This is a genomic window from Alishewanella tabrizica (assembly GCF_014652375.1).
In the GTDB taxonomy this organism is placed as follows: Bacteria; Pseudomonadota; Gammaproteobacteria; order Enterobacterales; family Alteromonadaceae; genus Alishewanella; species Alishewanella tabrizica.
Window position 1 is genome coordinate 228567 of the sequence record NZ_BMYR01000001.1, and the last position, 24252, is coordinate 252818.

21 protein-coding genes, 1 other RNA gene and 2 pseudogenes are annotated in these 24252 nt (G+C 47.2%); 9 read left to right on the top strand and 15 right to left on the bottom strand.

Going from position 1 to position 24252, the window contains the following annotated elements; all coding sequences use genetic code 11:
- The first annotated feature begins 225 nt into the window (after nt 1-225).
- Nucleotides 226-951, top strand: a complete 726-nt coding sequence (locus IE070_RS01050) for a glutamine amidotransferase-related protein (RefSeq protein ID WP_189479562.1) — start codon at nt 226-228, stop codon at nt 949-951.
- 97 nt (nt 952-1048) lie between these two features.
- Here IE070_RS01050 and IE070_RS01055 read toward each other — a convergent pair whose 3' ends face one another.
- From IE070_RS01055 to IE070_RS01065, 3 genes are all read right to left on the bottom strand, one after another.
- Nucleotides 1049-2032: an alpha/beta hydrolase gene (locus tag IE070_RS01055; RefSeq protein WP_229796883.1), complete on the bottom strand. Its 984-nt coding sequence runs from the start codon at nt 2030-2032 to the stop codon at nt 1049-1051.
- 70 nt (nt 2033-2102) lie between these two features.
- Nucleotides 2103-3272, bottom strand: a complete 1170-nt coding sequence (locus tag IE070_RS01060; protein ID WP_189479564.1) for a glycoside hydrolase family 43 protein — start codon at nt 3270-3272, stop codon at nt 2103-2105.
- Between the two features lie 266 nt (nt 3273-3538).
- On the bottom strand, nt 3539-4690 hold the full coding sequence (locus IE070_RS01065) for a serine hydrolase domain-containing protein (RefSeq protein WP_189479566.1): 1152 nt from the start codon (nt 4688-4690) through the stop codon (nt 3539-3541).
- Nucleotides 4691-4880: 190 nt separating this feature from the next.
- On the opposite strand from IE070_RS01065, the gene IE070_RS01070 reads away from it, so the two are divergent.
- The 4 genes and pseudogenes from IE070_RS01070 to IE070_RS01080 all read left to right on the top strand — a co-directional run.
- The gene (locus IE070_RS01070; RefSeq protein ID WP_189479568.1) at nt 4881-5768 is read left to right on the top strand and encodes a PEP-CTERM sorting domain-containing protein; all 888 of its coding nucleotides are present in this window, start codon (nt 4881-4883) and stop codon (nt 5766-5768) included.
- A 36-nt stretch (nt 5769-5804) separates the two neighbouring features.
- A pseudogene (locus IE070_RS16575) lies at nt 5805-5960 on the top strand (PepSY domain-containing protein); the annotation flags it as partial.
- A gap of 143 nt (nt 5961-6103) precedes the next feature.
- A complete protein-coding gene (locus IE070_RS01075) occupies nt 6104-7060 on the top strand; it encodes a DMT family transporter (protein ID WP_189479570.1) in 957 nt (318 codons plus the stop codon).
- A gap of 192 nt (nt 7061-7252) precedes the next feature.
- Nucleotides 7253-7558, top strand: a pseudogene (locus IE070_RS01080) (EamA family transporter); the annotation flags it as partial.
- 280 nt (nt 7559-7838) lie between these two features.
- On the opposite strand, the gene IE070_RS01085 reads toward IE070_RS01080, so the two are convergent.
- From IE070_RS01085 to IE070_RS01130, 10 genes are all read right to left on the bottom strand, one after another.
- Entirely contained in the window at nt 7839-8063 is a 225-nt protein-coding gene (locus IE070_RS01085) for a ribbon-helix-helix protein, CopG family (protein WP_189479572.1), read from the bottom strand.
- Between the two features lie 65 nt (nt 8064-8128).
- The gene (locus IE070_RS01090; RefSeq protein ID WP_189479573.1) at nt 8129-8428 is read right to left on the bottom strand and encodes a HigA family addiction module antitoxin; all 300 of its coding nucleotides are present in this window, start codon (nt 8426-8428) and stop codon (nt 8129-8131) included.
- Between the two features lie 11 nt (nt 8429-8439).
- Nucleotides 8440-8718: a type II toxin-antitoxin system RelE/ParE family toxin gene (locus IE070_RS01095; protein ID WP_189479574.1), complete on the bottom strand. Its 279-nt coding sequence runs from the start codon at nt 8716-8718 to the stop codon at nt 8440-8442.
- Nucleotides 8719-8826: 108 nt separating this feature from the next.
- The gene (gene gcvP / locus IE070_RS01100; protein WP_189479576.1) at nt 8827-11718 is read right to left on the bottom strand and encodes an aminomethyl-transferring glycine dehydrogenase; all 2892 of its coding nucleotides are present in this window, start codon (nt 11716-11718) and stop codon (nt 8827-8829) included.
- 171 nt (nt 11719-11889) lie between these two features.
- Nucleotides 11890-12279: a glycine cleavage system protein GcvH gene (gene gcvH / locus IE070_RS01105; RefSeq protein ID WP_189479578.1), complete on the bottom strand. Its 390-nt coding sequence runs from the start codon at nt 12277-12279 to the stop codon at nt 11890-11892.
- Between the two features lie 104 nt (nt 12280-12383).
- The gene (gene gcvT / locus IE070_RS01110; protein ID WP_189479580.1) at nt 12384-13463 is read right to left on the bottom strand and encodes a glycine cleavage system aminomethyltransferase GcvT; all 1080 of its coding nucleotides are present in this window, start codon (nt 13461-13463) and stop codon (nt 12384-12386) included.
- A gap of 417 nt (nt 13464-13880) precedes the next feature.
- Nucleotides 13881-15083: an FAD-dependent oxidoreductase gene (locus IE070_RS01115; RefSeq protein WP_189479582.1), complete on the bottom strand. Its 1203-nt coding sequence runs from the start codon at nt 15081-15083 to the stop codon at nt 13881-13883.
- Nucleotides 15070-16323 (bottom strand): 2-octaprenyl-6-methoxyphenyl hydroxylase, encoded by a 1254-nt coding sequence (ubiH, locus tag IE070_RS01120; RefSeq protein ID WP_189479585.1) that lies wholly within the window; start codon nt 16321-16323, stop codon nt 15070-15072. Before ubiH ends, IE070_RS01115 begins: the two co-directional genes overlap by 14 nt.
- A gap of 57 nt (nt 16324-16380) precedes the next feature.
- Nucleotides 16381-17688, bottom strand: coding sequence for a Xaa-Pro aminopeptidase (pepP, locus tag IE070_RS01125; protein ID WP_189479588.1), 1308 nt, complete (start codon nt 17686-17688; stop codon nt 16381-16383).
- A 103-nt stretch (nt 17689-17791) separates the two neighbouring features.
- Nucleotides 17792-18373 (bottom strand): UPF0149 family protein, encoded by a 582-nt coding sequence (locus IE070_RS01130; RefSeq protein WP_189479590.1) that lies wholly within the window; start codon nt 18371-18373, stop codon nt 17792-17794.
- Nucleotides 18374-18699: 326 nt separating this feature from the next.
- On the opposite strand from IE070_RS01130, the gene ssrS reads away from it, so the two are divergent.
- From ssrS to serA, 4 genes are all read left to right on the top strand, one after another.
- A non-coding RNA gene (gene ssrS / locus IE070_RS01135) (6S RNA) lies at nt 18700-18884 on the top strand.
- A 65-nt stretch (nt 18885-18949) separates the two neighbouring features.
- Nucleotides 18950-19561 (top strand): 5-formyltetrahydrofolate cyclo-ligase, encoded by a 612-nt coding sequence (locus tag IE070_RS01140; protein WP_229796885.1) that lies wholly within the window; start codon nt 18950-18952, stop codon nt 19559-19561.
- Between the two features lie 107 nt (nt 19562-19668).
- Entirely contained in the window at nt 19669-20325 is a 657-nt protein-coding gene (rpiA, locus tag IE070_RS01145; protein ID WP_189479593.1) for a ribose-5-phosphate isomerase RpiA, read from the top strand.
- Between the two features lie 114 nt (nt 20326-20439).
- A complete protein-coding gene (gene serA, locus IE070_RS01150; RefSeq protein WP_189479595.1) occupies nt 20440-21666 on the top strand; it encodes a phosphoglycerate dehydrogenase in 1227 nt (408 codons plus the stop codon).
- Between the two features lie 203 nt (nt 21667-21869).
- On the opposite strand, the gene IE070_RS01155 is transcribed toward serA, so the two are convergent.
- Both IE070_RS01155 and gltX read right to left on the bottom strand, forming a co-directional pair.
- A complete protein-coding gene (locus IE070_RS01155) occupies nt 21870-22658 on the bottom strand; it encodes a DUF481 domain-containing protein (protein ID WP_189479597.1) in 789 nt (262 codons plus the stop codon).
- 77 nt (nt 22659-22735) lie between these two features.
- Complete coding sequence (gltX, locus tag IE070_RS01160) at nt 22736-24148, bottom strand: glutamate--tRNA ligase (RefSeq protein WP_189479599.1); 1413 nt, start codon at nt 24146-24148, stop codon at nt 22736-22738.
- Nucleotides 24149-24252: the final 104 nt, after the last annotated feature.

Consider the following 24252-nt stretch of genomic DNA (forward strand, 5'->3'; position numbering starts at 1 on the left):
AGTTTTGCTAAATCCAAACGCAAAAAACAGCTAATAACTTTATTGCGGCGCCTTACTTAATATTTAACGTTTACTAAACCGTCTTAGGTTCAGATCTATTTTCTTTTATGCCAAACCGTTAAAATCGATCTTAAGATTCACATATTCTGCTTTCAACGCTACTATAAGCGGCATTAACGCGACGTTATTTCCCAAGTAATTTCATCATACGTAAAAGGCGATAAGATGCGTATTCACTTTGTTGTTCATGAAGCGTTTGAAGCGCCGGGCGCGTATGAAACATGGGCAAAAAGCCACCATCATACCCTAACCTATTCTCGGGTGTATCAAGGCGACCTCTTGCCTGGCAACATCGGCACGATCGACTTTCTGATTGTTATGGGTGGCCCGCAAGATCCACATACGACCAAAGCGCAATGTGCTCACTTTGATACTCACGCTGAGCAACAGCTAATTAAACAGGCGATTAACGCAGGTAGAGTAGTCCTTGGCATTTGCTTAGGCGCCCAATTAATTGGTGAAGCACTAGGCGCAACATACGCGCAGAGTCCAGAACGTGAAATCGGAAAATTCCCTATTACCCTCACCGAGGCGGGCATCGCACATCCGCTTATAAACCATTTTGGTAACGTGCTAGAGGTAGGACATTGGCACAATGATATGCCAGGATTAACTGCCGACGCGCAGATTCTTGCCTACAGTGAAGGCTGCCCGCGTCAAATTATCGCTTACAGCGATCGAGTCTTTGGTTTTCAGTGCCATATGGAATTTACAACCGATATTGTGGCCATGTTAATTGCCAACGATACTCCCTTTACAGCAGCACAACATCGCTTTGTTGAAACCCCAAGCGCATTACTCAACCATGATTTTACAGACATGAACCAACGGCTATACACGTTTTTGGATAAACTCGAAAAGCTTTATCAAGCCTTTATTAATAAGAAATAGCAACAAATAGCAACACTTAAAGAGACAGCCCTGTGACATGTTCGTTGTGCGCTAACAACATGCAATTGTCAGAAATTTGCTGCTACATTTCATTAAACTAAAGCATGCCATGCATTTTAAGCCAGTGTGAAAACGCATCAAACCAGCCGGTACTCGTGGTTTCTTTGGGGTACATGCCAAAGCCATGACCGCCTTGTTCATAAAAATGAAACTCTACCGGTCTACCAGCCGCATGCCACTGCTGTATCAAGCCAAACTCACCTGTGGCAAAAAGAGGATCGTCGGCAGCTATAGCAACAAAGAGTGGTGGCGCATCAGCAGGTACGGCTACTGCCGACAGCGGGCCATAAATATTACCAATAAACGCAGGCTTGGCATCTGGGCTAAATAGCGTGGTTGTCATCGTTAGCATCGCGCCGGCTGAAAAACCAAGCATACCAATGCGATTTGGCTCAATATGCCACTCCTTTGCTCGACTGCGGATCAGGGTAAAAGCGGCCTGCGCATCGGCAAGCTGCGGTGCTAAGCTTATTCGCATTGCGTCGACATCAGGACGAGGCGGCCTGCGCCCTGCGGCCGAAAACATCTCGCGCATTTCACGTGTAAAATCGGCCATGTTAGCGGGTGTTTGCTGTAAACGGTATTTAAGTACAAAAGCTGCAATGCCTTGCTGTGCCAACGCTTGCGCGACATCCCAGCCTTCGTTGTCCATCGATAATGTACGAAAACCACCCCCTGGCATAACAATCACTGCCGCACCACTTGCCTTGGTTGGATCGGGTAGAAAAGGCGTGAGAGTTGCCACAGTAACGTTACGTACAAAGCGACTGCCATACTGAGAATGCCATGATTCTGGCGTTTGCGCTCCCATCAACGGGCCCGTATCTAGGGTGATCGCCGACTGTTGATTAGGCGGTGTAATGGGCGTCATGGTGTCATTTGCTTGCAAAGATAACGGCATCAGCACAGAGCACACTAATAACAAAAAACTAATCGTCCACCGCAAGGCCTTAATGCCCGATGCTAACGCCCACAAAACGCTAATCTGATGTTGATGCAGCGGCATTATAAGTAAACGCATTAACGCTCTCCTTATGATATTAACAGGGCAAAGCACGATACTCTGCGGCAGCAGCCTCTCGGCTAAGGTGTTATTTAGCGCGACCTTTTACCGTGCGGACAATAGGTTTAATAGTGCCATCAGCATTAAAATACACTCTGTCCATGCTCACAGAGCGCCGATAATTGCCCCCGCCTGGTAAATCAGCACTGTGATACGCTAAATACGTGTTACCGTTAAACTCAAACATGGCGGGATGAATGGTGGTGGTGTTGGGTAGTGGATCCATAATGATCCCTTGGTACTGCCAAGGCCCCGTTGCAGCGGTACTGGTTGCGTACGCAAGACTCTCTGGAAACCCAGCGGCATACACCAAATAATAAAGCCCATTGTGCTTTGACAGATATGGACCTTCTTCAAAGTTTGGTAGGGTGTCTACTCGATTAATTTTTACCTGACGCGTATCGCGATTTTGCATCTTGTCAGCAGGATCTAAGGTGTAACGTTCGCCTTTTAAATGAATAAGATCAGCGTCAAGCTCAACCCACCATAATTGCTTATTGCCCCAGTACAGGTAGGCTTTGCCATCATCATCAATAAACACCGCCGGATCAATATTGCGCCAGCTATGCGCCTTGTCCTGGGCAGTATCTTCCAATAAGATCATTGGCATACCGCGTGGATCTGTAAAAGGTCCTTCTGGGCTATCCGAGACGGCAACACCAATTGAAAACCCAAACTGATCCCCCGTTTGGCCTCCCTCTACAGCAGCATAAAAATAATACGTTGACTTACCCGATGCATCTTTACGGTGAATCACATGATGTGCGTAGGCATTACCGGTTTTTTCATCTCCTCGGGCCCAAGCAAAATCAGAGTAACGCAGCACCGTACCTTTATTCTCCCAGCGGATCAGATCCTGACTGGTCCATAACCGATAGTCATACATACGATAATCTTTGCCTTCAACCGATTGCTCATCGTGCGTGCTGTAAAGGTAAACCGTGCCATCTACCACCATAACTGCCGGATCGGCAGTGTAGATAAACGCGCCCGCTTCATTGGTTGGATCGGCAGTATCGTACTTAATAATAGGGTTATCGAAATGGGTAGGCGCACGCTCCGCTGTGTTGGTTTTGTCAGCAGCAAAGGCAGTGGGAGCATTTATAACCCCACCCAACAAGATTGCAATACCAAGCTGTCGCCAACGCGTGCAGTCACGAAGACAATTAAGATTGAGGTTCTTTTTTACACCTAACATAACCGCACTACCTTAACGTTGTATAAACATTGGTTGGTAGTGTGGGGTAAAAATAACCTAGGATCCTATTACGAATCCGTATAAGTGCTTTATCTTATTTTTAGCCTTAAGACAGCGAAATTAAGTAAAAAATGAATACCCCTATTAAATTGGTCTGCCGCTTGATGCGTTAACGTTACTTATGGAACGATAAACTTTATGCAGCTGATCCTAAAAGTTTAAAACCTGTTGGGATCTAATATTTTTAGGCTCTACTTCCGAGGTACCTAACGCTTTGGTAAAGCAGCCAATACCTTAGCAACAAGTTGATTTAGCTCGTCGCCATTGCCTAGCCAGCGTGCCACCAGCAACAGATCATTTTCACGATCAATATAAATAATATTGCGCCCTGCCCCTTGAAAGGTAATGGCACTCTCAGGGGCGCTCGGTAGCGCTTTACGCCCTGGGTTTAAAAACCAATTTGCAAAACCATACTCTGGGTTTACCCCCGCGCTACTGGCAAGATTAATCCATTCGCGGCTAACTAATTGCTGGCCTTGCCATTGCCCGTCGCGTAAAAACAGATACCCAAAACGCGCCAGATCCCAGGCATTAATAAAGATACCGCCGCCCCAATGGCCACCACCAGATACCGACTGGATCCGCTGGCCATCCAGCTCTATCCAGCTATTGTCGTAACCATACCAACGCCAAGTGGAAGACGCGCCGATGGGCTGCATGATGTGCTCGTTTAATACTTCGGGTAGTGGCTTACGCCATACATAAAGGGTTGAAAGGGCAAGTAAATTAATGCGCACATCATTGTATTTATAATGGCTACCGGGCGTTCGTAATGGGCGGTTTGGCCACTCTGCCGGTGTGTTACCTTCTGGCCGGTCTGCCCAATCGGGTTTCCCCCAGAGCGTTCCCTGCCAATCACTGGTTTGCCGCAGTAAATGATCCCAGCGAATTTGGCTATTATGCTCGCCCTGATATAAATCCACACCATGTGGCATATAAGGGCCAACCCTATCTTGTAGATCATGGATCAGCCCACGCTGCCAAGCCAGCCCGGTTACCGTGGTTAAAAATGTTTTAGCGATGCTATGCGTCATATCAACGCTATCCACATCCCCCCACTGAGCAATAAGCTTCCCCCGATAAATAATCAGGCCATTTGCTGCCGCGCGTACGCCCATCGGGCCAATAATTTGATCATAGGGTTCTTTGGCACCAAAGGTTGTTGCCTGCACAATGGCCTGATCTTTAGAGGCAGGATTTTCACTGGCAATGGCATAAGCAACGGCGTCGGCCAGTTTTTGTTCATGCACATTCAGTGACGCCGGGCTTACCGTGGCCCAATGCCCAGGTGGCGGATAATAGGTTTCAGCGGCCAAGGGCAACGCCAGTAATAACAACAACACAGCAGACACTCGCACAGCAGGCTCCTTTGACTCATTCATAAATAGCGATAAACACTATACTGCGAGTTAGGCCAGTATTGTGCAAGTAGCTTATTGATAATACACCTTCCGTATCAATCAGCGCCAAAAGCTAACCATCAAGATCTTCCCTCGATGGTTACTAAAAACAAGCCTTGAAATTCTCACGCTATGAGGTCGCATCAGGGTGTCAAAATCCTTTACAGTGAAAGATTGCAAAAATAATATATCATTGAATTTAAAGCAAAAAAAAACGGCACAAACCATGCATGCACAAGATTTGAAAACAAAAACCACTCTGGAGTTCATGATGTCTTTCATTAAAAAAATCACAATGACGGCCTTTGCGCTGTCTTTTACCATGTGTCTAGTACCACAGGCTAACGCTGCGATTATCACCCCTATTATCACCCCTGGCACCTTTATTGGCGGCAATGGTAACGCGGGCGAATCACTTGCCAGTACCAGATACAGAGCATTTTTTACTTCTGCTGCTCAACAGGAAAACTTTCTCGGAATTCCTAGCCTTGGAACTGCAGCGAATCGCGTAGGGCAAGACATCAACTGGGGTAACCTCACAACTGAAACATTCTTCGATTTTAGCTTTCAGTACGACAAAACCAATGACATGTTGATCTCCATTCTCGGGAACAATGTGCTTCAATACACTGACTGGTCGACAAAATTAGCGGCCAATACCAATAAAACTAAAACAGCTTCAGACTTGAACGCATTTCAAATCAGTATCGGTGATCGGAGCACAACGTCTTCTGTCAGACTGAAAAGTCTGGTTCTGGATGGTATTTCATTAGGCGATTTCACGGGTTCAGATACTTATCTCGATTGGCTCGTCACCGGACCTGATCTGAATTTGACCGATGGCTTTATCCTTAGCGGACAACTTGGCTTACAAGGAACAACTTGGCCAACCAACCCAGAAACTTCTGTGGTCAACCTGACGGCAGGTTGGGATGCACGTGGTTTTAGCCCTGCTCAAGTCCCTGCCCCAGGTGCTTTCGGTTTATTTGCACTAGGTTTATTTGGCTTGTTTGCTACACGTCGTTTTAAAAGTTAAAGTTATTAACCTTCGGGATCAACCCCGAAGGTTAGATTTTTCTGGATGCTGCATATTATGGATTATAAACTTCGCAGTAACTTTAATAATCCGCTATTAATCGCCATGGGCGCAGCAGCCGTATTGTTTACCCTAACGAGGTTAATGCTGCTGTGGCAGCGCTTCCGGCCAAAACGTATATTTTACACATAAATTTTTCCAAGCAATTAAACCGGCAAAACCATCAGCCTCCAGCACTAAACGAAGCATTAATGCAGCCCTCGTAAACCTTGCTTAAAAACGGCATAATTTCATACCTCTATCGCGTAGGTCGTTTTTAGTATTTGGGGTTAATCATGGGTTTTTATATGCTGCTGGCGCTGGTATCGGCCGTGGCGATGGCTAGTAGCGGTGTGATTGCCAGGCTAAGTGGCCTGGCGGCGGCTGAACTAACGTTTTATCGTTTAGCGGTAGGTGCACTGTGTCTGTTGTTGTTATTGCTGGCAAGCGGCAAACTTACGGTACTAAAAACCAAACCCGACTGGCGTATCGGGCTAAACGGCGTACTATTGGCCAGCTTTATGCTGTGCTTTCTAAGTGCCATTCAGTATATCAGCCTAGCCAATGCCATTATGCTGGTCTATCTGGCACCGCCGCTATCGGCAATGGTGGCACACTGGCTGCTACAGGAAAAACTGGATTTACCCGATACTGGCCTTATCGCCCTCTCCTTTTTGGGGTTTGCCATGCTACAACAGTTCCAATTTCAACTGGTACTGGACGCAGCGCAGTTACCGGGTTTAGTGTTTGGCCTGTTGTCACTGCTAGCCTACAGTGGCTTTTTGCTGTTAAACCGCCGGCCACAACCAGGCCACTCGCAATTACAACGCACCTTTTATCAGTTACTGATCGGCGCGTGCTGTGTACTGCCGTTTTTAAGTGGCATAGCGCTACCCACCACAGATAGCCTGCTCTGGATTGCACTAGCCGGTATTTTCCCGGGTTTTCTGGCAATCTACTGCGCCATTGTCGCTTTGCAGCATTTACCCACCCGCGTTTATGCCACCCTAGCCTATCTGGAACCGGTAACGGTGATTCTGGCCGGCTGGCTGCTCTTTTCCGAGCAGTTAAGTTTGTTGCAAGGCGCAGGCGTGCTGCTGATTATGCTAACCGGGCTGATGCTGGCACTAAGGCATAAACCGGCCACAGTGGTCGCGCAGGCGCTCACTAAAGTGGAGCAGCAATTGGCCCCACTGGCTGCTAATGCTGATACCACACAAGTAGCAAATGACGTAGAGCCTGAAAAAACCTAAATCACGTTTAAACAGACCTTTTCAGCTAAGCGGTCAGTAACTTCGTAAAAAGCACAATATGGACTTCCCAGCTTTTACTGGCGGGCGGCGAGAAAACCTCTAATGCCTCACCCGGCTCAAGGGACTTGATACGTTGTGTTTTTTGCCGGTCCTTGAACCTTCGGTATCTGACCCCGAAGGTTCCCAGGCTTTTTAGCAATCTACTGTGCTATTGTTGCCTTGCAGCATTTACCCACCAGGGTTTATGCCACCCTAGCCTATCTGGAACCGGTAACGGTGATTCTGGCCGGCTGGCTGCTCTTTTCCGAGCAGTTAAGTTTGTTGCAAGGTGCAGGCGTGCTGCTGATTATGCTAACCGGGCTGATGCTGGCACTACGGCATAAACCGGCCACAGTGGTCGCGCAGGCGCTCACTAAAGTGGAGCAGCAATTGGCCCCACTGGCTGCTAATGCTGATACCACACAAGTAGTAAATGACGCAGAGCCTGAAAAAACCTAAATCACGTTTAAACAGACCTTTTCAGCTAAGCGGTCAGTAACTTCGTAAAGAGCACAATATGGACTTCCCAGCTTTTACTGGCGGGCGGCGAGAAAACCTCTAATGCCTCACCCGGCTCAAGGGACTTGATACGTTGTGTTTTTTTGTCACCCGGCTCAAGGGACTTGATACGTTGTGTTTTTTTGCAGGTCCTTGAACCTTCGGGAACCTTCGGTATCTGACCCCGAAGGTTGTCCGCTGTTATCAATGTATTTGTTGTAACATCTGGGCCGCTGGTTTGTTAGCCTGCTGTTTCCAACTTATCCAATTCATCAAGCAACGCTAAACCTTGCGCGGCAGTAGCACGGGCGGCACGAACCTCATAGCTGACTTGCGCATCATATTCTGTCAGCGCAATAGTAGAGAGCTCTTCGATAAGCTTGTTTACACTGATATTACGACGTCGCGCCAACGCTTTTAGTCTACTGGCTTTATCGTCAGGCATTCTGATTGTAAGGGTTTTCACAGTAATACCTCGATTAGCGGTTCAGGCTTAATTTTTACAGCACTTTCAGATGCAGAAAACTGGTTTCACGCCGCATGTGGCGAAATTTCTTTATTGATTTTCTCACCACTTTCCTGCTCAGCACGCTTCAGATCATAGATAGCCTGCAAGTTAAGCCAGCTTTGTGCATCACCACCAAAATAACGTGCCAACCGCAGTGCGGTATCTGCCGTGATACCTCGTTTCTCACGCACAATTTCATTAATTCGTGCTGGCGTTACCCTTAACGCTTGCGCCAGCGCATTGGCACTCATCTCGAGTGGCTCCATATAATCTTCGCGCAATACCTCACCGGGGTGTACTGCACGCATGCCATTTTTAAACATAGCTTCACCTATTAATGATAATCGACAATTTCAACGTCCCAGGCATTACCGTCTTGCCAACGAAAACACAAACGCCATTGCTCGTTAATCCGAATACTATACTGCTCAGTCCGATCGCCCTTTAAAGGTTCCAATCTATTACCTGGCGGGCTGCGCAAAAACTCTAATGTGGTCGCTGCATCTAGTTGCGTCAGCTTTCGGGTGGCGACCTTTGCAATAGCAGACCACCGGCTGGATTTGCCAGTTTCAAAAAGCTGCTGCGTTACTGCACATTTAAAACTTTTGATCATGCTTAATCATATATCGATAATCGATAAACGTCAAACCAAAGTTAAACACCCATAAAAAACCCGACACAAGGTCGGGTTTTCAGACAAGCTTAACTCACGCAGTAAATCTTACCGATAATCTTCTGGGCTTGGGCATGAACACATCAGGTTGCGGTCGCCGTATACGTCGTCGATACGGGTAACCGTTGGCCAGAACTTGTTTTCTGCTACATATTTTACCGGGAAGGCGGCGTAGGTACGCTCGTAGGCGCGATCCCAGCTTGGGTCCAGAATGTCGGCCATGGTGTGTGGTGCGTATGCTAGTGGGTTGTTATCCACAGTCCACTCGCCCGCTTCTACCTTGGCAATTTCAGCTCTGATCGTCGTCATCGCTTCGATAAACTTATCCAGCTCGGCTTTGCTTTCTGATTCGGTTGGCTCAATCATTAGCGTGCCGGCTACCGGGAAGCTCATCGTCGGTGAGTGGTAACCAAAGTCCATCAAGCGCTTGGCAATATCCATTTCGGTAATACCGCTGGCTTCTTTTAACGGACGAATATCGATAATACACTCGTGCGCCACGCGGCCGTTAGTGCCCACGTACAGGATTGGGAAGTGTGGGCTCAGCTTTTTCGCCACATAGTTGGCCGTTAAAATGGCAAACTCGGTCGCTTGTTTTAAGCCTTCGCTCCCCATCATCGCGATATACATCCAACTGATGGGCAGAATACCTGCGCTACCAAAAGGTGCGGCGGCTACTGCACCGTTATTAGCGCCAGTACCATCAATTTTAACAATACTGTGATTAGGTAAGAACGGCGCTAAATGGCTCTTCACGCCAATTGGCCCCATACCTGGGCCGCCACCGCCGTGTGGAATACAGAAGGTTTTGTGCAGGTTTAAGTGCGATACGTCTGAGCCGATAAAGCCTGGCGAGGTTACCCCAACCTGAGCGTTCATGTTGGCACCATCCATATACACTTGGCCGCCGTAGGAGTGCACTACGTCGCACAGCTCAGCGATCGTTTCTTCAAATACGCCGTGTGTTGACGGGTAAGTCACCATAATCGCGGCTAAGCGATCGCCCACTTCGGCAGCTTTGGCTTTTAAATCAGCCATATCGATATTGCCTGACTTGTCGCAATCAACTAAGACCACTTCATAACTGGTCATGGCGGCGGTAGCTGGGTTAGTACCGTGCGCCGATACTGGGATTAAACAGATATTACGATGGCCTTCACCACGGCTTTCGTGGTACTTACGAATGGCGACCATACCGGCGTATTCGCCCTGTGCACCTGAGTTTGGCTGCATAGAAATATCATCATACCCAGTGATATTTACCAGCCACTTACCCAGTTGACCAATCATCTCGTAATAGCCTTCAGCCTGATCGCGCGGAACAAACGGGTGTAAGGAACCAAACTCTGGCCAGGTTACGGGGATCATCTCGGCCGTTGCATTGAGCTTCATGGTGCATGAACCTAACGAGATCATCGAGTGGTTCAACGCTAAATCTTTGTTTTCCAGTTTTTTGATATAACGCAGCATCTCGGTTTCACTGTGATACTGGTTAAATACTGGGTGGCTTAGTACCTTAGAGGTGCGCACTAACTCGGCTGGAATAGACGTTGAACCATTTGCGACGATGTGTGCATCTAAGGCGTTTACGTCTACACCATGGCCTGCACCTAACACAATATCGAATAACTCTGCGATATCAGCGGCCTTGGTGGCTTCGTTAAAGCTGACAGCTAGGCTGTCGGTTACGTCTGTCCGTAAATTTACGCCAGCAGCTAAGGCGCGGGCGATAACCGCAGCGCGATCAGCCACTTTAAACGTCACGGTGTCAAACCAGTGGCTATTCACCAATGCAATACCTTTGGCTTGTAAGCCAGCAGCGAAGATATCGGCGCTTCGATGAATGCGCTCAGCGATATCTTTTAAGCCTTGTGGACCATGATAAACGGCATAGAACGACGCCATATTGGCCAATAATACTTGGGCGGTACAGATATTTGAGTTGGCTTTTTCACGGCGGATATGTTGCTCACGCGTTTGCATCGCCATACGCAAAGCTTGATTACCACGGCGATCTTTTGATACACCGATAATACGGCCTGGCATAGAGCGCTTGTACGCATCGCGGGTCGCGAAGAACGCAGCGTGTGGGCCACCGTAAGCCATTGGTACGCCAAAACGTTGCATAGAGCCCAGTACCACATCAGCGCCCAGCTCGCCCGGGGCTTTTAACAGCATTAATGCCATTGGATCAGTAGCTACCGCAACCACGGCTTTTTTCGCTTGTAAAGCAGCAATTAAGGCGCTGTCGTTACGGATATCACCATGCGTAGTTGGATACTGTATTAAGGCACCAAATACATCGTGCTCAGCCGCTTCAGTGGCGTTGCCTACCACAATATCAAAACCAAACATTTCGGCGCGGGTTTTTACCACGTCGATGGTTTGTGGATGCACGTCGTCAGCAATAAAGTACAGGTTAGATTTGCTCTTAGTCACACGCTTGGCTAGCGCCATGGCTTCGGCCGCAGCAGTAGCTTCGTCTAATAACGAGGCGCTGGCTAATTCCATCGTGGTAAGATCTAAGCATAGTTGCTGGTAGTTTAATAACGATTCTAAACGACCTTGCGCAATCTCTGGTTGGTAAGGCGTATATGCCGTGTACCAGCCCGGGTTTTCTAATACGTTACGCAGAATCACGTTAGGGGTTAGCGTTGGGTGATAACCAATACCAATGTATGATTTATACATTTTGTTTTTTGCCGCAACGGCTTTTAAATAACTCAGTGCATCGGCTTCAGTTTGGCTCTCACCAATAGCCAACGGCTGTGGTAAACGAATGCTCTGCGGCACAGTTTGCGCAATTAACTGTTCAATACTGTCCACGCCCAGCGTGTCTAGCATCGCTGCCGTTTCAGCCTCATCAGGGCCGATGTGGCGCTGAATAAATTCGTCGTGTTTCGCAAGTTGCGTCAGAGTTTTCACTGCGGTATGGGTCATGCTAATTAATCCTGGTGTTAATTCAGGTAATTCCCTTACTTTATTAAGGATGGCTCGCTGTGATACACAACATCGTCATCAAGCCAAGTCGATAATAAAGTGGGACTAATGCTTTCTAACATAAAGCCCCGTTATCTACGGGGCTTTGCGCTGGCAGGATCTGCCGAAAATTTAGGCTTCGTCAATTACGCCTTGGTAGCCGGCAGCGTCGAGTAATGCGCTTAATTCGGCTTCATCAGCAATTTTAATTTTAAACATCCAGCCCTCTTCGTATGGGCTGCTGTTTACCAGCTCCGGTGAATCGCTCAGCGTGTCGTTAACCGCGATAATTTCACCCGATACCGGTGCATAAATGTCTGAAGCTGCTTTGACTGACTCAGCTACGGCACAATCGTCACCCTGAGTGACGGTGTCACCTACTTCAGGTAACTCAACGAAAACCATGTCGCCCAATAATTCTTGTGCGTGTTCGGTAATACCAACAGTGTAAACACCGTCACCGTCTGCACGCAGCCATTCGTGGCTAGACGCATATTTTAAATTTGCAGGGATGTTGCTCATGTTGTTTTCCTTAGCTGTTTTCTGTTATGCACCTTTTTTACGGGTAATGTGCCTTTGCATACAACGTTACCGCGTTAAGGTATTTTTACTTGGTATTACACACATTAAATTAATTTTTTACCCGCACGCACAAAAGCCGGTTTAACGACTTTTACACTTACCAGTTTACCACGAATGTCGACGTCTGCCGTGTCAGTGGTAGCAGCAGGCACGCGCGCCATCGCAATACTAAACCCTAAGGTTGGCGAAAACGTGCCAGAAGTAATCACGCCCTCACCCGCTGGGGTGATAACACGTTGACCATGACGCAATACGCCTTTTTGCTCCATCACTAACCCTACCAGCTTGTCGGTGCCGTTAGCTTTAGCGTGCTCTAGGGCTGCGCGGCCGATAAAGTTACGATCGCTTGGTTCCCAAGCAATGGTCCAGCCCATATTGGCCGCCAACGGCGATACGCTATCGTCCATATCTTGACCATATAAGTTCATACCAGCTTCTAAGCGCAGCGTATCACGCGCACCTAACCCACAGGGTTTTACGCCAGCGGCTAACAAGTTTTCCCACAGCGCTACCGCGTGGTCATTGGGTAACGCAATTTCATAACCGTCTTCACCGGTATAACCGGTGGTGGCAATAAACAAATCTGCAGCTTGGACACCAAAAAAGGGTTTCATACCGGCTACAGCCGCTTGCTGATCGGCAGTTAACAAGGTCGCCACTTTGGCTTTGGCATTTGGGCCTTGTACAGCGATCATGGCAAATTCAGGTCGTTCGGTAACGGTTACGTTAAAGGCTTTAGCTTGCGCAATAATGTGCGCTAAATCTTTTTCACGGGTAGCAGAGTTAACGACTAAACGAAAGAAATCTTCTTGTAGGAAATAGACAATTAAATCGTCAATAACGCCGCCTTGCTCGTTCAGCATGCCGGTGTACAGCGCTTTACCTGGAACAGTGAGCTTTGCAACATCATTGGCTACAAGCACACGTAAAAATTGACGGGTATTGGCACCGGTTAAATCAACGATGGTCATATGCGACACATCGAACATGCCGGCGTCTTGCCTTACGGCGTGGTGTTCTTCAATCTGTGAGCCATAGTTGATTGGCATTTCCCAGCCGAAGAAATCGACCATCTTGGCACCTGCTGCCAGGTGGCTGGCATGTAACACGGTTTTTTGAGCCATTATTTTTTCCTACTTATGATGAGGGTAGGTAGCATAAAAGCAGATGCACTTAAAAGTTAATATATTTCAACTAGTTAAATGCGAGCCCTGCTACCTCAACTAAAAAATACACCTCGATTATACCGCAAGCATTGCCCTGTAAACAGCCCAATTTGGATTACTTTTTGTAATGCGACAAGGCGAGTTACCAAAAAATCTAAGGTGAATTATGACAGTTTTACTAACCTTACTTAGAGACAGTAACCAGATTGCTTTAAGCCAAGTCTCGAAGGCATGGATGCCTGACAAATGCGGTGGGAGCGTATTTGTAAAGCTCGCTGACCCGCAGGGGGAGTGTCATGGAAGACATTCGCAATGAAGCCTACAGGGAGGTATTCACGGCGGCTTGGCGTAAGCAATGGGTTATAGGCTTCTAATTTAGTACTTCGCTATCTCCGGCAAATCACCGCTATTACCCAGTGCAGCCGCCATGAGTTTTTGTTTTACACCTGGTAACTTATTAGCTAGCACTAAACCGGCACCGCGTAACAATTTTAACGCGGGGATATCATTGCCAAAACCACGTTTAAACGCTTCCATGGTGGCAATCATGGTTTGCGCTTCAGCTTTTCGCCAGCGCTGATACGCCAGCAAGGCGCGTGCTTCGTATATCGGTTTTCCTGCCGCCATTTGTTCAGCTAGAATTTGCGCCAACGCCGCGGCATCCATCAATCCCAAATTCATGCCCTGCCCAGCTAAAGGATGAAAACTGTGTGCAGCATCGGCCACTAATACTACGCGGCCACGTACCCATTCGCTGGCATAACGCATGGTTAATGGAAACACTTGTCGTGTACTGTGCAGTGAAAGGGGCCCTAACACACTTTGACTGGCCGCCGTAAGGGCGTGATTAAAGGCTTGATCGTCTAACGCCATAAGATGTTGCGCGTGCGCGGTATCGGCACTCCACACAATAGAACAATAATGCGGATCGGGTAAGGGTAATAGAGCTAAGGGGCCTGTGGCTAAAAATGCCTGTCGGGCAGTAGCCTGATGCGGCTCTTTACAGGCGATAACGGCAACAACAGCCTGTTGATCGTAGTCCCAATGGGTAAGCGGTAACTGTTGTTGCTGACGAACAAACGAATGGATACCATCGGCGCCCACTAACAGTTGGCTAAGCAGAATAGCGCCACTGTTAAGTTGTACCAACACATCGCGCGCCGTTTGCGCAAGTTGTGTAATGGTACTGTCAAAATAACATTGAATTGTTGGTTGCTTTACTACCTGTAAATAGAGCTGCGTACGAATAGCATCATTGTCACAGATCCATCCCAAATCTGCTGATTGCCCAGGCTCAGCCGTAAAGGCTATCTGGCCAAAACTGTCAGCTTCCCATACATGCATATGTTGATAAGCGGCCGCGTGCGCAGCAATATCCGGCCAAACCCCTAAGGTAGAAAACATCCGCATAGTTGCCGGATTTAACGCGCTAACACGTTGATAATCTGGTTGTTGCTCGCTACTTGGCGCTGGGCCTTTTTCAATAATAGCCACGCTTAAACCTTGCTTTGCAAGTAATAAGGCTAAGGTTAAGCCGGCACTGCCCGCGCCTACAATAGTGACATCAAGATTTTGCATAAGGCGCTCCAAAGCCCATGGTCTGGCGCGCCAATGGTGTTTTTAAATCATCACAAAGTAACATCGCAAATAGCCCAAGATTGCGCGCCAGCGCGACCAAGCGTGAACGAGTAGAAAAAGTACGCACTAGCGCATCGGTTAACCAGATCACCCGCTGCATATCGGCTTGACGGGCCTTGGCATAGTCGCGTAATTGCCAATATCCGCCAACCTCACCTACGCCACCTTGTGCTAGCAAGGCGCTTAAACAAGCAATATCACGCAGCGCTAGGTTAAATCCTTGCCCCGCAATAGGGTGTAAATTGTGCAGGCTATTGCCCAGCAACGCGGTACGGTGCTTAACGACCTGTGGACTTTGCCGCAACACCAGAGGATAAGCATGACGCGAACCGCAACCACTAAAAATGCCGGCACGATAACCAAAGGCCTGTTGTACCTTGGCAACAAACGCCGATTCTGGCAATGCCAGCAGAGCGGGAGCCTGCGTTGGTGGTACCGTCCACACCAAGGAGTAACGATTGTCGACCAACGGTAGTAACGCCATAGGGCCATGTTCGGTAAAACGCTCAAACGCAGCATTGTTATGTCGCTTGGCTAATGCGAGATTGGTAATAATCGCCGTTTGTTCGTAGGGCGTCTCGTCTACTGGCATTGCGGCTAATTTGCGTGTTGCCGATTGGCCACCTTCAGCAATTATCAGTAAACGGCAATCGAGTTGCTGCCCATCGGCTAAAGATAAACGGTGCTGTTGTTCAGAGGTAGCAATTGCGGCGATCTGATTAGGTTGAAAACGGGTAATGGCCGGACCTTGCGCTAATTGCGCGCTGAGCATAGCGCCTAAATGTTCAACTTCAATCACTTGCCCTAAGGCAGGAACACGGTATTCAGCGGCACTTAACCAGGTTTTGGCAAAATGCCCCCTATCTGACACCGCAATATCTAAAATGGGGCAACCGTGTTTTGCTAATCCTTGCCCCATACCCCATTGCTGCAATAACGTCACGCTGCCCGCCGATAGCGCAATACTTCGGCTGTCAAAACTGGCCTTGGGCGCAGTATCGGCATGCTGTTCTACTATGGCAAGGCGAAGTTCAGGGCAAGATTGCTGTAACGCCACCGCCAGCATGCTCCCAGCCATGCCACCGCCAGCGATGACCACATCAAATTTTGCCAGGGTTTGTGGGTACGGATTTACAGTATTCTGCTTCACGACACTGGGATTCACGACATTAGGTATCATAAGGTTAACTGCTTCAGTCGTCATAATAATAGCAAGATCCGCTTCAACTGTGTTTCATCAGCTGTTTTGCATTAATTGTTCAATGTCGGCCACGGTTTTTACACACCCTGCCGTGAGGTTTTCAGCCCCGCTTTCGGTAACTAAAATATTATCCTCAATCCGTATCGCAAGCCCCCACCATTTTGCTGCCGCGGCGCTGTTTGACGAAATATACAGGCCTGGCTCAATAGTGAGTACCATACCGGGTTCAAATGGCCGATCTTGCCCAGCAGATTTATAGGCACCAACGTCATGCACATCGAGCCCTAACCAATGCCCTATGCCGTGCATAAAATACTGTTTACAGGCTTTGTTCTCGATAAGCGTGTCAAGCTCTCCTTGTAAAATACCCAAGGTTAACAACCCCTCGGTTAATATCCGTTCGGCAATGGCATTTAATATCGCAAAACTCGCGCCCGGTTTGACTGCCGCAATACAGGCCAATTGCGCCTCTAATACCAGTTTATACAAGGCCGCTTGCTCAGGTGAAAATACCCCATTAACCGGAAAAGTACGGCTTATATCTGCCGCATAGCCGAGCAATTCACAACCCGCATCAATTAAAACTAAGTCCCCGCTTTTAAGCTGATGCGCGTTTTCAATGTAATGCAAAACACAACCGTTCTCACCACTGCCTACGATAGTGTTATACGCGGGAAAACGTGCACCCTGCATGGCAAATTCATGCAAAATCTCCGCTTCTAATTGGTATTCCCAAGCGCCAGCATGGCTAAATCGCATCGCACGATGATGAGCTTGGCTGCTAATGTTTGCTGCTCGGCGCATCAGTGATATTTCAGTATTGTCTTTAATTAAACGTTGTTCGCTGCTAAACGGCCGTAAATCGTGCAGGCTGACAGGCGCAATATCGCCGCGCTTTTCACGCTGACGCATGTTTTGCATGATGTCGCGCAGTTGCTGTTCTAGCGCGATGTGCTCACCAAGATTTAAATATACCGCCTGTTTACCGTTGATTGCTTGGCTGAGTTGCTCGTGTTGTGTTTGGATACTTAATGCAGGTAAACCCAATGTGGTAAGAGCCGCTTCAGGACCTAAACGACGCCCTTGCCACATTTCGGCAAAAGGATCTTTGTCGCGGCACAACAATAAAGCAGAACAGTGTGCGTGCTGATCTTTACTCAGTATAAGTAGGGCTTCGGGCTCATTAAACCCAATGTAGTACCAAAAATCGCTATGTTGGCGAAACGGATATTCTGTGTCGCGACTGCGAGTGTGTTCAGTCGCCGCGGGCACTAACACGACACTATTCACCGGCAGTTTATTTAATAGCTGCTGCCTGCGCTGTAAATAAGTTTCAAGTTGCATAACGCCTCTAAAATGTTAAACAGCAAATACTTACCGGCGGTTCATGCCTAACACGGCTAAGCGATCTTTAATACAGTGTTTAGTAAGGTGTTTAGTACAGTGCTTAGTGCAGGGTTTTACTAATAATGCCTTTATCTACCGGCTTACTGCCCACTTCGTTAAAACAACTAAACACCATAATACGAATATGCTCTAGCACCATAAAGTACGCTTCTTCATTTTCCTCCGCACTGCTGTCATCGCGGGTATCTATGGACACTTTTGTGACTTCAGTCAGCTGCTCTACAGCCTCACGCACATCTGCCGATAGCAACGACAAATCAGTTTGCTGTACCGCGAAACCAACTAAAAACGCTTGAGTCCATTCCACCATCCCCTCTAAGCGCTCGGCTAAACTGTCGTCATCATTCGGTAGAAGTAACGCAACATCGTAATCGCCGCTTTGTAAACTGCTGGCTGTATTATTAATTAATTGCTGTACATCGACTTTAAGCGCTGAAGGCAAGGCCTGACCATCATTTAAAAAGTCGTAAAGTACCGGGAAGAAGTCGGGACTTTGCGCCGACAAACCACCACTCAGTAAACCACTGATTAACCCGTGCAGTTCTGCGGCTGACGCCATCACAAAGGCCTCATCCAATTGCACGCTCCAACGCTCGTAGCTGTGAATTAAGGTTACCGACATGCTGGCCTCTCTCTTTATACTGTCTTAGTGCTTTGCTGGGTCACGCCAACCGGTTTTCAGGCAAGGTTGTGTGCCTAAAGGTAAACCTTACCAGCGTGAATGCTATTTTTAGATGATGCTATGCTACCACTGCCGCTGCACTTCGCCAACCGCAGCCACGCTCAAGGCACGTGCGTTATGCCAAAAAACAGCTAAGCGTTCAGCTCGCACTATGTTAACGCTATTGGCTTTTTTGCCTTTTGATTAAAAGGAACAAACAAACAGCAGTTAAACACTTTTCCTGCAGATTCTCTTAGACAGCGTGCCGCACAGTGTTATACTTAAGGCGTTCTCTGGGTGGCTTGTGTTCTTGTTGACGTCCCTGAGCCGATAATTGTTTTATTTAGGGACTCTTCTGCGTTGCTTTTGTGCAGGCCCGGCTTGTACTGGGAAGCCTACGGTAGCCATTGGCGTTCCGCCTTGAACCTTGGGTTCAAGGGCTTAAGCAAGGTACGGCACACCCGGAGAACACCTGCCCCTTTCTGCTTTATCTGTGTTATTGTTCTCTGAATCGTCCCTCTATTACTTATTTTCGCCGTGATATCTGAACGCCAACAATTACGAACGATGATACGCCAGCGTCGCAATGCCTTATCTCCTGTGGCACAACAGCAGGCCGCGCAGGGTTTAGCCTTGCAATTTACGCAACACCTTGCCCTGTTTGATACGCCGCAAACCGATAAGCTAGCCATGCAACACGTGGCCATTTATTTAACACATGAAGGCGAAATAGATACAGCGCCATTAATTGCCGCATTACAGGCAGCTGGTAAAACCCTATATTTGCCGGTTCTACATCCTTTTGCGCCCGGTTTTCTAATTTTTCAGCGTTATGAGCCTAACACGCCAATGCGCCAAAATCGCTTTGGTATTGCCGAGCCCATGCTTAATTGCCATGAGATTAAACCTGTGGCAGAACTGGATAGTATTTTTACCCCCTTGGTTGCGTTTGATTTGCAAGGCCAGCGCTTAGGCATGGGTGGCGGGTTTTATGATCGTACCTTGGCCCAATTACCGGCCAATCATCGCTGTGCTATCATAGGATTAGCACACGATTGTCAATTGGTAGATACCGTGCCGAATGAACCTTGGGATCACCCCTTATCCGCCATTTTAACGCCTTCGCGCCTTTACACTTTTAAGCGTTGATTTGCAGCCAGCTGCACCATGGATTTGAAGTAGAAAGGGTGTCGCTTCTTTTCCTTGTTTGAGTATATAATATCCATCTGAATGGCTAAACGTGTAAAGTGACGCGAATGACTCAAGATGAAATGAAACGTAATGCTGCCCGCGCGGCCATCGCGTTTATCCCAGAAAACAGCATTGTGGGGGTGGGCACTGGCTCAACCGTTAACCATTTTATTGATGCACTGGCCGACAATAAACACCTTATTAAGGGCGCCGTATCGAGCTCTGAGCAATCAACTGCTCGTTTAAAAGCCTTAGGCATACCGGTATTAGATTTAAATCATGTGACAAGCTTTAATGTGTACGTAGATGGTGCTGATGAAATTAATCCACAGCGTCATATGATTAAAGGCGGCGGTGCAGCCCTTACCCGCGAAAAAATTGTTGCGGCCGTTGCCGATACCTTTATATGTATTGTGGACAGTACCAAACAAGTGCCTGTTTTAGGACAATTTCCACTGCCAGTTGAGGTGATCCCAATGGCCGCCGCCTATGTGAGTCGCGAGCTAGTTAAATTGGGTGGTACCCCGTTTTTGCGCGAAGGTGTGATCACCGATAACGGCAATGTGATTATTGATGTTAAAGGCTTGTCGATTACCGATCCACTCACCTTAGAGCAAAATATCAATAATATCGTTGGCGTAGTAACAAACGGTATTTTTGCCCATCGCTCCGCCGATATTGTATTAGTGGGCACCGCTTCAGGCACCCAAACGTTACGCTAAGCCCTTATAAGGTAATCGTAAGATCCATAACAGTATAAATAATAAAATCAGATACACTGATTAAGCATTACACCCTAGGCCGCATGTTATTTACTTAAGCACAAGAGACGTATCATGGAAAAATTTTCGCTAGCCAAAGACAAAATTAAGATCCTGTTGCTGGAAGGCTTACACCAAAGTGCGGTACAAACCTTTAAAGATCATGGTTATACCAATATCGAGTACTTGAAAACTTCCTTACCCGAAGACGAACTGATTGAACGCATTAAAGATGTACACTTTATTGGTATACGTTCGCGGACACAATTAACTGAAAATGTGCTGGATGCTGCCACTAAGCTCGTTGCAATTGGCTGCTTTTGTATTGGTACTAACCAGGTAGATTTAAACGCTGCGTTAAAACGGGCCGTACCGGTATTTAATGCGCCATTTTCCAATACCCGTTCAGTGGCTGAATTGGTGCTAGGCCAAATTATTATGCTGCTTCGCGGTATTCCGCAGCGTAATGCCGCAGCCCACCGCGGCGAATGGCTAAAAACGGCCGATCAATCATTTGAAGCTCGCGGCAAAACTCTCGGCATTATTGGTTATGGCCATATTGGTACCCAATTAAGCATTATGGCCGAGCACATTGGCATGCGTGTGCAATTTTATGATATTGAAAGCAAATTAGTATTGGGTAACGCCACGCAAGTGGACTTAGGCACCTTGCTAAAAACCTCGGATGTGATCAGCTTACATGTACCTGAAACACCGCAAACGCAAAATATGATTGGCGAAGCTGAACTGCAGTTAATGAAACACGGCGCAGTGTTAATTAATGCCTCACGCGGTACCGTAGTAGACATCCCTGCATTAACCTCCGCCTTAGAGAGCAAAAAACTGGCTGGCGCCGCCATTGATGTGTTCCCAGTAGAGCCTAAAGGCAATAATGAAGAGTTTGTCTCGCCATTACGTCAATTTGATAATGTTATTTTAACGCCGCACATTGGTGGTTCTACCCAAGAAGCACAAGAAAACATTGGCTTTGAAGTAGCGGGGAAATTAGTAAAATACAGCGATAATGGCTCTACGTTATCCGCAGTAAACTTCCCTGAAGTGTCATTGCCTGAGCATAAAGATCGTGCTCGCTTACTGCATGTGCATAAAAACCAACCCGGTATGTTGACCAAAATCAACGAAGCCTTTGCGAAGCATAATGTGAATATTGCCGGTCAGTACTTACAAACTAACCAAGAAATTGGCTATGTGGTTATTGATATTGATTCGGCCGATCGTGAGCTGGCACTCAACGAGCTTAAAGCGATCCCTGGCACCTTAAGAGCCCGTGTGTTGCATTAGTATTAATGCTTAGAACACTATAACAGCTGATACTTTAATAGCTGATACTTTAACAGCTGATAGTGTAGTAAAAAGTACGCAGTGTAAAACGCTAACCTTATCAACACAGCTATATAACAGTGTCTAAGTGATACCTCAGAGTAAACCGCATTCGGATCAATGCGGTTTATTTTTTCAATTTAAACAATGCCTTAGATGTTAACTTAAAACGCATAGACCAATGACGCGGATATTTCGGTATCCAATGTTTCAAGCTCACCTTCTGGCGATGAGTTGTAGTGCGCATTAAAACTTAAGCGCATCCCTAAACGACCATTAACCTGTGAGGTTAACGAAGAGCGGCTAGTGAACATCGAGTTTTGTCCATCTAATGAAATATTACCTTCAAAGGTTTGCCGAAAGCGACTGCCCTTATACACTTCTTGTTCAAAGTTGGCGGCTAAAAACCAAATTAAACCTTTGGTATTATTGCCTGAAGCACTCTCTCGAAAGGCAAAACCGGGACCAGTTTCTAAATCAAGATAGTTGGTTTGCCGCTCATATACCCGATTAGCATAACCCGTTGCCAGAGATCCCTGCTGTTTAAACGCCCCCTGCATGTCGTAGGCATAGGCTGCCCGACCAAAAAAGGATTGCGTACCGGTTAAAAACTTATAATTACTTTGCCCTGACAGCGCGTAACGTTTTACAGTAGTTTGTGTATCTACTGCGCCGGTTTCCGTGTCAGTAAATCGGTTTTTCTGAATACGGCCTTGCACATTATAACGATTACGGAAATATTCGGTGTCATGCACCATCTCTGTAGCAACGCGAAATCCACGTGCATCAGTGTTGCCGTCTATAAACAAAAAACCAACTTCAACATCACCCGTAATAGTACCGAGAATGCCTAGGTCAATTAGGCCAGGTAGGAGAATTTCATCATATTCAGGTTCCTCATTCGCTATTACAGCAAAGGAGAAAAGCCCTAGTAACAGTAGTAAAACAGGCATGTTTGAGGTTTGTCTACCAATAAGTTAATGTCGTCTTTAATAAAAACGCCTGTTTGACAGGCGTTTTTATTATCGGCCTAGGCGTTTTCTGCACGTTGTGTAATGTACTCAAGTGCCAACGCAATTCGCGCCAAGGTGCGCGTTTTTCCTATGAGTTGCAAGGTGACATCCAGCGCAGGCGAATTACCACCGCCAGTTACGGCCACTCGCAATGGCATGCCGACTTTACCCATTCCAACTCCTAATGCGTCAGCAGCCGCATTAATTTGTTGATGAATCGCGTCGGTTGTCCACTCTGTTAATTCAGTCAGTTTGGCTAATACTAAGGCTAAAGGTTCCGCAGCAACGCCTCTTAAATGCTTTTTAGCGGCATTTTCTTCAAACTCAGCAAAATCTTCATAGAAGTACCGACTCACTTCTACCAATTCTTTTAACGTTTTCACCCGTTCGGCTTGCACCTTGATCACCTCAGTAATGGCGGGACCGTTTGAAACGTCGAGCTGTTGTTGTGCTAAATGCCACGCCAGTTGTGTTGCAATATGCTCTGGCGGCAGCGTTTTTAAATAATGCTGGTTTAACCAAATAAGCTTATCGGTGTTAAACGCAGAGGGGGCTCTGTTGCACGCAGACAAGTCAAAAAGTTGCACCAATTCGTCTAAACTAAAAATTTCTTGATCGCCATGCGACCAGCCAAGGCGTACTAAATAGTTAATCAGTGCTTCAGGCAAAAATCCGTTATCGCGATATTGCATGACGCCAACGGCACCATGACGCTTAGACAAACGCTTACCATCATCGCCCAGGATCATCGGTACATGCGCATACTCTGGAATCGTCGCGCCTAAGGCCGCAAGAATATTCATTTGGCGCGGTGTATTATTAACATGATCATCCCCACGGATAACATGTGTAATGCCCATTTTCCAATCATCAACCACCACAGTAAGGTTGTAAGTAGGTGTGCCATCGCTGCGCGCAATGATTAAATCGTCTAATTCGGCATTAGCAATTTCAATCCGGCCTTTGATCAGATCATTAATAACGACCACACCGTCTAACGGGTTTTTAAAGCGAATAACATAAGGCTTATCGCTAGGATGATCGGTGCGATCACGCCACATGCCATTGTATTTAGGTTTTTCACCCGCAGCAGTTTGCGCTTCACGCATCGCATCAACTTCTTCAACGGTGCAAAAACATTTATAAGCTTTGCCTTCAGCTAGCAGCTGCGCAACAACCTCTTTGTAGAGATCAAAGCGTTTTGTCTGGTAATACGGACCTTCGTCATGTGCTAATCCCAACCAGTGCATACCTTCAAGAATAGCGTCTACCGACTCTTGGCTGGAACGTTCTAAATCGGTATCTTCAATACGAAGTATAAATTTACCACCCATTTTTCTAGCATATAACCAACTAAATAAGGCAGTACGTGCACCACCAACATGTAAATAACCTGTTGGGCTTGGAGCAAAACGAGTCACTAACGACATAATTTATCCATTTTGACAAAACAACATTAAGGTGGCTATTGTAGCAATGCACGCTTACGGATGCACTCAAGCTGAAGCCTTCATCAACGACTTTTTTCAGTGAA